The organism is Pantoea sp., from assembly GCF_028283705.1.
Lineage (GTDB): Bacteria > Pseudomonadota > Gammaproteobacteria > Enterobacterales > Enterobacteriaceae > Pantoea.
Genome location: NZ_JAPWKD010000015.1, coordinates 326,020 through 337,566, shown reverse-complemented (window position 1 = coordinate 337,566; position 11,547 = coordinate 326,020). Strand labels below are relative to the sequence as shown.

The window sequence follows — 11,547 nt, the reverse complement described above, 5'->3', positions numbered from 1 at the left end:
GGCATCCTGTTCAGGTACAAATTGCGTGAAGAATCCACAGGATAGCCGTAGCGGCGTGATTTTTCGCGCTCTTTTCAATATGCAGCCGCAAAAACTGCGCGATAAATCGCGCCGCTACCGGTCCGTGCCAAAATTGGCCTGTGTTATCCCCCCAGCCACTTCACCGCCACATCCAGCAACACCTGTGCCCCGGCACACACCTGTTCTGGCTCAGACCACTCCTCGGGGGCATGACTGATCCCCGCCCGGCAGGGAATAAAGATCATCGCCGCAGGACAAATGGCCGCCAGATAGCGCGCATCATGACCGGCCGCTGAGAGCAACGGAATGGCCGGATAACCCCGCTCGCGGGCAGACCCGGCGATCATCTGCTGCAAGCGGGGATCAAAGGTATTTGGCACAGCCTCGCTCAGCCGGGAGATTACCACCTGGCAGGGTGCCGCCAGCGCATTCATGATCTGTTCGATTTGCGCTGCCAGCGCTGTCAGCATCGGTTCCTGTGGATGACGCAAGTCGATGCGAAACGTCAGGTTATCCGGGATCACCGAGGGCGCATTGGGCTGCATCTCGACCCGCCCGATGGTAAACATCACCTCAGGATCAGCGTCGCCAGTTACCTGATAAAGTTGCTGAGCAATGCAGGTAAAACTGCGCAGCACATCCCGCCGTTCTTTCATCGGGACGGTACCCGCATGGCCGCGTTCGCCGTGTAGCGTCACTTGCCAGGTGACTTTTCCCTGAATCCCGCTCACCACGCCGATGGTCGCTCCGGTTTTTTCCAGTACGGTTGCCTGCTCGATATGCGCTTCGAGGTAAGCCGCAGGGGGCCAGCTGCCGCGCCAGACCGGCAACAGCATCCTTTGCCGGATGGCCGCCAGCGCTTCACCCACCGTCACCCCACTGGCGTCGGCGACGGCGTGAATCGCCGCCAGATCACGCGCCCCGGCGAACCAGGAGGAACCCATCATACCGGGTGCAAAGCGCGACCCTTCCTCATTCATCCAGGAGACGGCTACCACATCACAGCGCGATTGCCAGCCGCTTTCGCGCAGTACCGTCAGCACTTCCAGCGCTGCCAGCACGCCGTAAACGCCATCAAAGCGTCCACCCGTGGGCTGACTATCAAGATGACTGCCCAACAGCAAAGGCGCTGCCTGCCGGTCAACCCCCGGTAAAACCACAAACAAATTTCCTGCCGCATCGCCGCAGGTTTCCAGCTGGCTTTCCTGCGCCCAGTGCTGCATCAGCTGCCAGCTCTCCTCCTCTTCCCTGCTCAGTGCCTGACGATTGACGCCCTCACCAGGAATGGCCCCGATTTGTGCCATTTGCATCAACCGCTGCCACAGGCGTTCACCCGCAATTTTCATCATCTCTCCTGCCAGCCGGTATCAGTCGGTACGCATAATCTGCGCCGGATTGGCGCGCGGATCGCGCTCGCCCCAATTGCCGCTCTCCACCTGGGCAAAAAACTCCGCCAGCAGTTGATTAAACAACTGCGGTTCTTCCAGGTTGAGGGTGTGGCCGGTTTTTGGCAGGATCGCCAGCCCGGCAGCGGGCAGATGCTTTTTCAGGTACAGGCCTGGTTGCAGGCAGTGGTCGTCCTCGTCCCCCACCATAATCAGGACGGGCAACTGCAACGCCTGAATCTGTGGCTCCAGCTGGTAAAAGGCCGGACGACGCGCCTGCACCCCACGCATGGTGAGCGATGCCCCGAGCGAGTCATGCTCTGCCAGCCGATCGGCAAAACGCTGCCAGCCCAGCGGATCTTTATTCTGGAACTGCACACGGCTGGCACCCAGCGCATAGGTCGGCGCAAACTTTTTAGCGCCCTGACTGGCAAAGTTTTCCCCCACCTGGAGCGAGACCTGACGAAAATAGGCTTCGGTTTCCGGCTCACAACCGTAACCCGCCCCGGCTATGGTCAGCGACAGCGCACGCTCAGGCGCATTCAGACCAAAATGCAGCGCCGCAAACCCGCCCATCGATAAACCGACAACGTGTGCCTGCTCAATACCCAGACCATCGAGCACCGCCAGCGCGTCTTCCACCGCACGTTGTTGTGAGTAGGCCTCTAACTGCATCGGCACCGAAGAAGGCGGATAGCCACGTGCCGCATAAGTGATGCACTGATAACGACGGCTGAAGGCATGGATTTGCGGCTGCCAGCTATCGTAGTTGCCGCCAAATTCGTGGATAAAAAGAATCGGCAGGCCTGTACCGGTACTTTCGACCCACAGCTGAACGTCATCATTGGTGGTGATAAACATGGTTCGATCCTCAGAAGGGTTGACGGAATTCCTGCTGTTGCGCGGCCTGCACCACCATTTCCGGCAACAGTGCAGCAAACTTCTCTGCCCAGGCAGCGGGAACCGTGGTGCTGACTTTGATAAAGCGATCGCCAAAGGTTGCAGTGTGATAACCGCCGTGACGGATCTGAATGCCCTGTTGCAGATAGCACTCCACCAGCGCTTCCGGGCGAATGTCTGCGCCGGTGACATCGATCACCAGGAAGTTACCACCGGAGGGATATACCGGCAGCGACAAACCGGGTATTGCCCTGACCGCTTCAGCAATCAACGCCTTATTGTGGTGATCGGCCGCCAGTAAGCGGGCCATCCATTCCTCTTTCACCTGAAGCCCGGCTTCGGCCGCACGTTGTGCCGGTACACTGGCCCCCAGCACGCCGCCGTTGTACGGAGCCAGCTCTGCCAGCAATTGCGGTGCGGCGATCAACGCACCGACGCGCAACCCTGCCAGTCCCAGCCATTTCGAGAAGCTTACCGACATCACCACCTGCTCGCTATCCAGTCCCAGCGCAGCAACATGGTCCGGAGCGAAATCGCGATAAGTGCAGTCATGAATCAGCAGTGCATTGTGGCGACGGGCAATGGCGATAAACGCCTGCAACTCTTCACGGCTGTAGTGAATACCCAGCGGGTTATTCGGATCGACGAGATAAATCAGGGCGGTGTTGTCATCCACCGCCGCCGCCAGTGCTTCAGGGGTCAGGCGATAATCACAAGCCGCATTCCAGATAGGGATTTGAATCACCTGCGATCCCATCTGCTGCGCAAACTGGCATGGCCATTTCCAGCTGGGATCGGTGGTGACGAAGGTGGTGCCGGGACGGCAGCGCGCACGGCACAGTGTCGCCAACGCATTCACGCCACCATCGGTTACCATCGCTTCGACACCGGCGACGCCAATGTCATTGACAATGGCGCGGCGCAGCGATTCAAAACCGAGCGGCGGCGCATAGGCGTTAAACTCGGCGGCCGCCACCGACGCTTGCAGCGCCGCCAGCACCGCCGGATGTGCAGGTAAATGGTTGGTATTTTGCCCCATCCAGATCAGCCCTTCGGTGGCAAATAACTGATCAAACCAGGCGTTACGGGTATAGATATCTGACATGCTGCGCTCCCGGTTAGATGACCGATCCACGCGCAGCAATGCCGCCGTCGATAGTGATATTGGTGCCGCTGATATAACCGGCGCGATCGGAAGACATAAACGCCACCAGGTCCGCCACTTCTTCTGAAGTTGCCGGACGCTTGCCCGGATAGAGCGCGAACAGCTCCTCCCAGCGCGCTTCGTCACCCAGCATATCAATCGCTTTGCGCTTCATGATTTTCAGCATGCGATCGGTCGCTACCGGACCTGGGTTGATGCCGATAACCCGGATGCCGTCATCAAGACTGCGGCCACCCAGCGCTTTGGTAAACGACATCAGCGCTGCGTTGCCGGTGCTGCCAGCAATGTAGCTGGCGTCCCAGTTCTCGCCGGAGTTGCCAATCACATTGATGATCACGCCACTTTTGGCGGCTTTCATTTGCGGATAATAAAGACGGCACAGCGAGATATAGCCGAAGACTTTGAGATCAAAACCGGCGCGCCAGGCCTGATCATCAACGATATCCAGCGATCCGGCGGGAATATCACCGGCGTTGTTGACCAGAATATCGATGGCCCCGACTTCTGCCGCCAGCGACTCCATCGCCGCAGTGGAGCTGAGATCTTTTTCATAAACCGAGACGCTGACGCCATATTCCGCTATTAACGCCTGCTGTAAATCGCGCATCGCCGCGCCATTGCGCGCCGCCAGATGTAAGGTGCAACCTTCCGCAGCCAGCACCCGTGCTGTCGCTTCACCAATCCCTTTTGATGCGCCAGTGATCAGCGCGCTTTTGCCATTCAGATTCAGTTTCATGTTGTGCTCTCCGTGTTAGGTATACAAAACAAAGCAATTTGCATACCAGGAAAGCAAATTTATTTATCCGGCGAAACCCGCGATAAAATCCACCAAATCGTCACCCAGTAAAGTCAGATGCTTACGCATCGCATCGTGTGCGGCATCAGCATCGTTGCGGGCAATGGCTTCGACAATCGCACCGTGCTCCTCCAATGTCTTATTCACCCGGCCCGGATGAAAGGTGACCCGGCGGCGATACACGCCCACACGATTACGCAACGCACGCGTCTCCTCCGCTAAAAACTCATTACGGGCAAAGGCATAGATTGCCTCATGAAAGCTGAGGTTCATTTCATAGAACGCAGCGGGTGAGATCGAGGTGCCCTGATCTGCCATCTGTTGATGGATCTGGCGTAGCTGGTGCAACTGATCCGGCGCGATCCGCCGCGCTGCCAGTCGGGCGCAGAGTCCCTCCAGCTCAGCCATCACCTGAAACATCTCCAGCAGCGTATTCATGCCGAGCGCCCGGACCATCACGCCCTGGCGGCCATTCAGATCCACCAGCCCATCCGCTGCCAGCAGGCGAAAAGCCTCACGTACCGGGGTGCGTGAGACATCAAAGCGTGCGGCAATTTCCTTTTCGTCCAGACGCTTACCGGGTTCCAGCACACCGCTGGCTATCTCTTTTTCCAGGCTCTGCTTCAGGCCATCCGCCAGCGATGTTCCCGCCAGGCGGGAAAGACTTTTTTGCTCACTCATGGTGCTTTTTGCTCGTCAGGTTGCACTGATATGATCCTTTTTGCATACCTTTAATTAATTTAGGTATACATCCATTTCGCCACTACATAATGCGTATTGTCGCTGATTTCTGGCGCGGGTCAATGCCCTTTATCGAAGCTGGCACACATCCTGCAAGTCCGGTAATGCATCACCGTAATTTTATAAGCGATGATATGTATACATAGATTAAGTACCTAAGACATGACCAGGCTATTTGACACCCGAGACCAGAGGATAAACCAATGCCAGGATTCACCTCACCGTTCGCCCGCCGTTGTCTGACCGGATTACTCTGCACCGCGTTGCTCGCCAGCGCCGCGCAGGCTGCCACGGAGAAAGTTTCAGTCCGCCTGAAATGGCTGGCGCAGGCGCAGTTCGCCGGTTTTTATGTCGCAAAAGAAAAAGGCTTTTATCAACAACAGGGGCTGGATGTCACCATCAATCCCGGTGGTCCGAACATCAACGTTGAGACCTTAGTCGCTTCCGGTGCCGATACCTTCGGCCTGGCGGGCGGCATGGAGAGCGTACTGGCGGCACGGGAAAAAGGCCTGCCTATTGTCGCACTGGCAATGTCGCAGCAGCGCACCCCGTTTGCTTTTGTCACCTATGCAGATTCCGGTATCAACAGTTTCAAAGATTTTAAAGGTAAGAAGGTGTCAGTGTGGTTTACCGGGGTACAGTATCCCCTGCTGGCCTCGCTGGGTGCCGCTGGCCTGAAGAAAGACGATATCACCCTGCTGCCGCAATCAGTGTCGCTTAACCCGTTTATTGATAAGCAGGTCGATGTCGCCACCGTCACCCTGTACAACGAATACAACACGCTGAAAGAGAAAGGCGTGACCAATCTGAAGCTGATCTCGCCGGACGATGTCGGCGTCACCACTCAGCAGGATGCGCTGATCACCTCAAAAGCCATGGTGGAAAAAGATCCGGCAAAAGTTCAGGCGTTTGTGGATGCCACGCTGGAAGGCTGGAAATACGCACTCACCCACCGCGCTGAAACCATCGATATCCTGATGAAAACCAACCCGAGTCTCGACCGTAAACACCAGGTGGCGATGCTCGATACCATCGCCACACTGATGTACCCGCAGGGTTCACCGGGACTGGGCTACGTCGATATGCCGAAGGCAGAGAAGATGATGAAGCTGCTGGTGCAATACGGCGCGCTGAAGCAGCCGGTAGACGTGAATCAAACCTTTGATCTGAGTTTCTGGCAGAAAGTCCCGGCAGCAGACAAAACCCTCAACTAAAGCCCGCGCGGAGAAGCCTGATGACCGTTGCACCCAAAAACTCACTGCCCCTGTTGCAGCTGGATAATTTATGGAAACGCTTTGGCGATGCGCAGAAGCCGGTGGTCGCCGTCTCTGGCGTCAACCTGACGGTGAACGAAGGGGAGTTTGTCACGCTGGTTGGTCCTTCCGGTTGCGGCAAATCGACGCTGTTCAACATGATCGCTGGCCTGATCAATCCGGACAACGACGGTGCCATCCTGTTTAAAGGCCAGTCACAGCAGGATGACGAGTTGCTGGGCAAAGTGTCGTTTATGCCACAACGCGATTTGCTGCTGCCGTGGCGCACCATTATGGATAACGCCATTCTGGCACTGGAATGTGAAGGCATTGCGCGTAAGGACGCGCGCAAACGGGCCGAGGCGCTGTTTCCCAGCTTCGGTCTGAGCGGTTTTGAACAGAGTTACCCCCATCAGTTATCCGGCGGTATGCGACAACGTGTCGCCCTGATGCGTACCTTCCTGTTTCAGCGCGATCTGATGCTGCTGGATGAGCCATTTGGCGCGCTGGATGCGTTGACGCGCACGCTGATGCAGCGCTGGCTGCTCCAGCTGTGGGAACAGCATCGCCGCACCATTCTGTTTATCACCCACGATATTGACGAAGCGATCTTTCTTGGCAGCAAAGTGGTGGTGATGAGCGCGCGCCCTGGCACAATCAAATGCATCGAACCGATTGACCTGCCTCGCCCACGTACCGCGGATATCGTGACTTCTGCTGAATTTATCGCCATCAAAAAGCGCCTGCTCGATGCGATCGAAGAAGAAAGCATGAAGTCGTTCCGCTTTACCCAGCTTGAGGGGCAATCATGACGAAGCGCCTGCTGACTCATCCGCTACTGGTCACGGTGCTACTGGTGCTGCTGTTCTGGCAGGGCAGCGTCACGCTGTTCTCCATCAGCCCGCGCTACCTGCCGTCCATTCTGATGGTGGCGCAGGATATCCAGGCGAATGCAGCGCAGTTGCTGGCCAGCACCGGACGCACCGCGCTGGAGACGCTACTGGGCTTTGCGATCGGCACCGCATTTGGCGTGGCTTGCGGCATCCTGTTTTTCTACGTCAGCTGGATCGATCGCGCCTGGTTTCCGCTGTTTGTCGTTTCGCAAACCGTACCGGTGATCGCCTTTGGCGCGCTGGTGGTGATCTGGTTCGGCAATACGCTGTTTGCCAAGGTGATGATTGCCTTTTACCTGACGTTTCTGCCGGTCACGCTCAATACCAAACGCGGGCTGCAAATGGTGGACCCGCTGCATATCAGCCTGCTGCGCAGCTTCGGGGCCAGTGGAATGAAACGTTTTCTGGTACTGCACTTCCCCGCTGCTGCCCCCTCGATTTTCGTCGCCCTCAAGCTGGGCATTTCCCTGAGCCTGGTCGGCGCGATAGTCGGCGAGTGGTTTGGCGACACCATTGGACTGGGCGTACTGCTAATCCAGTCAATGTACAACGAAGATGTGGTGCGCATGTGGACGTTAATCGTCATTTGCGGGTTAACGGGGGCGCTGCTGTATGCCGTGGTGGAGCGCTGTGAGAGAAAATTAGCATGGTGGGGAAAATAGCCGTGATACGCCAACTTCTGCCGCCAATATGCGGCGTGCTGAGCCTGATCCTGCTGTGGGAAGGCAGTATCTGGCTGTTTGATATTCAACCGTTTGTTTTGCCTTCGCTGCACAGCATCGTGCTGGCAATCATCAGCAGCGGCAGCAGCCTGTGGTTATCGATGGGCTGGACCCTGCTGGAAGCACTCAGCGGCTTCGCGCTGGGCCTGCTGGCCGGATTGCTGCTGGCGATGCTGATGACGGTTTTCCGCCCACTGGAAGCCATTCTGATGCCGCTGGCGGTGGCGATTAACTCAGTGCCTACCGTGGCCTGGATCCCGCTGGCGCTGATCTGGTTTGGCATGGGGGCCATGTCAAAAATCGTGCTGGTGGTGCTGGCCGTCAGCTTTGTGATTCTGGTCAACAGCCTGCATGGGCTGAAACAGGCTGACCCGCAGATGATCAACCTGATGCGCAGCTTCGGTGCCAGCCGCGTCACCATCATGCGCAAGCTGCAACTGCCTGCCGCCTTACCCAACATTGTCAGCGGGCTGCGTGTTGGCCTGGTGCGCAGCATCATCGTGGCCATCGTTGCTGAGATGTTGGGGGCATATCAGGGCATCGGCTGGACCATCTTCCAGTCCACTCAGCAGGTGGATCTGCTGACCGTGTGGGCGGCCGTGGTGGTTTCTTCACTGGTCAGCATCGCGCTGTATGGCCTGCTGGCCTGGATCGACACAACCTTTATCTGGTGGAAATAATCATGACGCAAACCGAGCAGCAACTTCGTATTCAGCTTGCCGCCTGTTATCGGCTGGTGGCGCATTTCGGCATGGATGACCTGATTTACAACCACATTTCTGTGCGCCTGCCGGGGCCGGAACACCACTTTCTGATCAACCCGTATGGCCTGTTTTTCCCGGAGATCACCGCTTCCAGCCTGATCAAAATCGATCTGGAAGGCAATGCGCTGGAACCGAGTGACTATGAGGTCAACCGCGCCGGATTTGTCATCCACAGCGCTATCCACGCGGCCCGTGAAGACGCCATCTGCGTATTGCATACCCACTCTGACGCTGCCACGGCAGTTTCCGCGCTGGAAGAAGGCTTACAGCCGGTGAGCCAGTTCGCGATGCATTTCTGGAATCGCCTCGGCTATCACGCCTATGAAGGCGTGGCGCTGGACACCGACGAACGCGCCCGGCTGGTGCGTGACCTGGGTCCGCATCAGGTGATGGTGCTGCGCAACCACGGCATCCTTGCGGCCGGTCGCACCATTCCGGAAGCCTTTATGCTCGCTTACTACTTTGAACGCGCTTCGCGCATTCAGTTGATGGCACAGGGCAGCGGCAGCAAATTGCTGCTGCCACCGGAAGCGGTCTCCGAGAAAGCCGCCCGTCAGTTTAATCAATGTGAAGGGGATATCCGCCTGCGTGGTGAGCGCGAGTGGCCCGCTTTTATCCGTCTGCTGGACAAACTCGATCCCAGCTATCGTCAGTAAACATTCAGGAGGTTACCGATGTTAGAGTTACGCCCGTTAACAGATCATATCGGCATGGAAGTACTGAACATCGATGCGACACAACCCATTGACCCGGCGACATTTGCTGCACTTCGCACCGCACTCAATACCCACTCCGTGCTGCTGTTGCGTAACCAGCCAGTGACTGAAGCACAGCATGTCGCGTTTGCGCGTGAATTCGGTGAGCTTCAGGTGCATGTGCTGAGCCAGTTTCTGACCACGCCATACCCTGAGTTGTATGTGTTATCGAACGTGAAACAGGACGGCAAACCCATTGGCAACCATAAAGAGGGCTGGAACTGGCACTCTGACTGGTCCTACTACGAAGTGCCCTGCTTTGGCTCGGTGCTGCACGCGGTGGAAGTGCCGCCGGTGGGGGCTGATACGCTATTTTCCTCGATGTTTGCCGCTTATGACGCGCTGGATGACGACACCAAACGCCTGATTCAGCCGCTGAGCGCCGTGCATTCGTATTCTACCTACTACGCTAAAGCCTTTGCTGACCGTGAACCACTCAGCACCGAGCAAAAAGCGGCGACCCCGGATGTCGTCCACCCGCTGGTGCGCCGCCATCAGGAGACGGGACGTCCATCGCTGTTTGTCGGGCAGGACATCGTGAAAGAGATCGTCGGCCTGGAACCGGAAGAAAGCGAGGCGCTGCTGGCGCGCCTTAACGCCCACGCCATCAGTGAAACCTTTACCTACCGCCATAAATGGCAGGCTCACGATCTGCTGATCTGGGATAACCGCTGCACCATGCATCAGGCCACCCCTTATGATGATGTTGCTTACCGCCGCGTGATGCATCGCGCCACGGTAAAAGGCAGCGAACGCCCGCAGGCGATGGGGTAAATCATGGCGCAATCCGGTGAACGACTGCATCGGGCGTTGTTGCAGGCTTATAAACAGCGCCATCTTAATAGCCTGAGCTGGCTGGCGACGGAGCCTGCTTTGGTAGCGGCTGCCGCGTTAAGCACCGGCACAGCACCGCTCGCCGGTTTGCCTCTGGTGGTCAAAGACAATATTGATGTGGCAGGGATGCCGACCAGTATCGGCACCGCATTGCTGGCGGAGGAAAACGTCAGCCGCAACGCAGAGATCATCACCCGCCTGCAACAGGCAGGGGCCATTATTATCGGTAAAGCCAGTATGCATGAGCTGGCTTCCGGCACCAGCGGGTTGAACGCTGCTCAGGGGGATGTGCTGCACCCTTTTCTCTCCGGGCGCGTGGTGGGTGGCTCCTCCAGTGGCAGCGCGGCTGCCGTGGCGGCAGGGATCGTCTCTGCCAGCATCGGCACCGATACCGGGGCCTCTGTCCGGCTGCCCGCTTCATTTTGCGGTTTGATCGGTTTTCGCCCTTCACTGTTGCGCTATCCGCAACAGGGCATCGCGCCCATTTCGGCCAGTCGCGATACCGCTGGAATTCTGGCGCAACGCATCGACGAGGTGATCGCGCTTGATGCCGCCATTAGCGGTGAGTCTGAACTCCCCGCCGTAACGTTTGATGGTTTGCGGTTAGGGGTACCGCGCGCGCATTTCTGGTCCGGTTGTGAACCTGCGGTGGTGCAGGCAGCGGAGCCGGTATTGCAGCGCCTGCGTGAACGCGGCGTCACGCTGATTGAGGTGGAAATCGCCGACGTGGCGGAACTGGCGGTGAAAGCCGGCTATCCAATGGCCTCCTATGAAATGCTGCGCGATCTGCCACATTATCTGCAACAGCGCGGCAGCCAGTACAGTTTTGAGCAACTTAAGCAGGCGGTAAAAAGCCCGGATGTTCAGGCGTTGCTGGTGGATGCCGCCACCGTCAGCGCTGAACAATATCAGGAAGCCTTAAGCCACTGGAAACCATTGCTCACCGCACGCTATCAGGCGGTTTTTCATCAGCATCAACTCGATGGCCTGATCTTTCCCAGCGTGCCGTTGCTGCCACCGCTGATTGCGCAGGCCAACACACTGTTTCGTCAATTGATTGCCAATTGCGAACCGGCAACTGTGGTGGGCCTGCCTGGTATTAGCCTGCCGCTGGCGCAAACGCCGAATGGCATTCCGGTCGGGATCGAACTGCAATTTGCCGCAGGCGACGATCGCCGGTTGCTGGCTGCCGCCGCCGTCCTGCTGGCGTAGCCACGAAAAAAGGCGGAGTGGTTAGCTCCGCCTTGATTCAAGTTCCGATCAGTGTGCCTGACCGGTCAGTTGCAAAAGGGCAACGATGATCTGCAAGATGACGCGG

General features: G+C 57.6%; 12 protein-coding genes. 7 read left to right on the top strand and 5 right to left on the bottom strand.

Annotated features, from left to right (window positions below; translation table 11 throughout):
* Positions 1-143: 143 nt before the first annotated feature.
* From PW844_RS14320 to PW844_RS14300, 5 genes are all read right to left on the bottom strand, one after another.
* The gene (locus PW844_RS14320; protein WP_299452813.1) at positions 144-1,370 is read right to left on the bottom strand and encodes a M20 family metallo-hydrolase; all 1,227 of its coding nucleotides are present in this window, start codon (positions 1,368-1,370) and stop codon (positions 144-146) included.
* Positions 1,371-1,388: 18 nt separating this feature from the next.
* Complete coding sequence (locus PW844_RS14315) at positions 1,389-2,267, bottom strand: alpha/beta hydrolase (RefSeq protein ID WP_299452811.1); 879 nt, start codon at positions 2,265-2,267, stop codon at positions 1,389-1,391.
* A gap of 10 nt (positions 2,268-2,277) precedes the next feature.
* Positions 2,278-3,411: a pyridoxal phosphate-dependent aminotransferase gene (locus PW844_RS14310; protein ID WP_299452808.1), complete on the bottom strand. Its 1,134-nt coding sequence runs from the start codon at positions 3,409-3,411 to the stop codon at positions 2,278-2,280.
* Between the two features lie 13 nt (positions 3,412-3,424).
* Complete coding sequence (locus PW844_RS14305) at positions 3,425-4,207, bottom strand: SDR family oxidoreductase (RefSeq protein WP_021183342.1); 783 nt, start codon at positions 4,205-4,207, stop codon at positions 3,425-3,427.
* Between the two features lie 63 nt (positions 4,208-4,270).
* The gene (locus PW844_RS14300; RefSeq protein WP_299452802.1) at positions 4,271-4,948 is read right to left on the bottom strand and encodes a GntR family transcriptional regulator; all 678 of its coding nucleotides are present in this window, start codon (positions 4,946-4,948) and stop codon (positions 4,271-4,273) included.
* A gap of 263 nt (positions 4,949-5,211) precedes the next feature.
* On the opposite strand from PW844_RS14300, the gene PW844_RS14295 reads away from it, so the two are divergent.
* Genes PW844_RS14295 through PW844_RS14265 form a run of 7 tightly spaced genes read left to right on the top strand, consistent with a single transcriptional unit; the run spans position 5,212 to position 11,441 of the window.
* Positions 5,212-6,222, top strand: coding sequence for an ABC transporter substrate-binding protein (locus PW844_RS14295; protein WP_299452800.1), 1,011 nt, complete (start codon positions 5,212-5,214; stop codon positions 6,220-6,222).
* A gap of 20 nt (positions 6,223-6,242) precedes the next feature.
* Positions 6,243-7,073, top strand: a complete 831-nt coding sequence (locus tag PW844_RS14290) for an ABC transporter ATP-binding protein (protein ID WP_299452798.1) — start codon at positions 6,243-6,245, stop codon at positions 7,071-7,073.
* Positions 7,070-7,816 (top strand): ABC transporter permease, encoded by a 747-nt coding sequence (locus PW844_RS14285; RefSeq protein WP_299452796.1) that lies wholly within the window; start codon positions 7,070-7,072, stop codon positions 7,814-7,816. The genes PW844_RS14290 and PW844_RS14285 overlap by 4 nt, the downstream gene beginning before the upstream one ends.
* A 2-nt stretch (positions 7,817-7,818) precedes the next feature.
* Entirely contained in the window at positions 7,819-8,556 is a 738-nt protein-coding gene (locus tag PW844_RS14280; RefSeq protein ID WP_299452794.1) for an ABC transporter permease, read from the top strand.
* 2 nt (positions 8,557-8,558) lie between these two features.
* A complete protein-coding gene (locus tag PW844_RS14275) occupies positions 8,559-9,296 on the top strand; it encodes a class II aldolase/adducin family protein (RefSeq protein WP_299452792.1) in 738 nt (245 codons plus the stop codon).
* An 18-nt stretch (positions 9,297-9,314) separates the two neighbouring features.
* On the top strand, positions 9,315-10,169 hold the full coding sequence (locus PW844_RS14270) for a TauD/TfdA family dioxygenase (RefSeq protein ID WP_299452790.1): 855 nt from the start codon (positions 9,315-9,317) through the stop codon (positions 10,167-10,169).
* A gap of 3 nt (positions 10,170-10,172) precedes the next feature.
* Entirely contained in the window at positions 10,173-11,441 is a 1,269-nt protein-coding gene (locus PW844_RS14265) for an amidase family protein (RefSeq protein ID WP_299452787.1), read from the top strand.
* Positions 11,442-11,547: the final 106 nt, after the last annotated feature.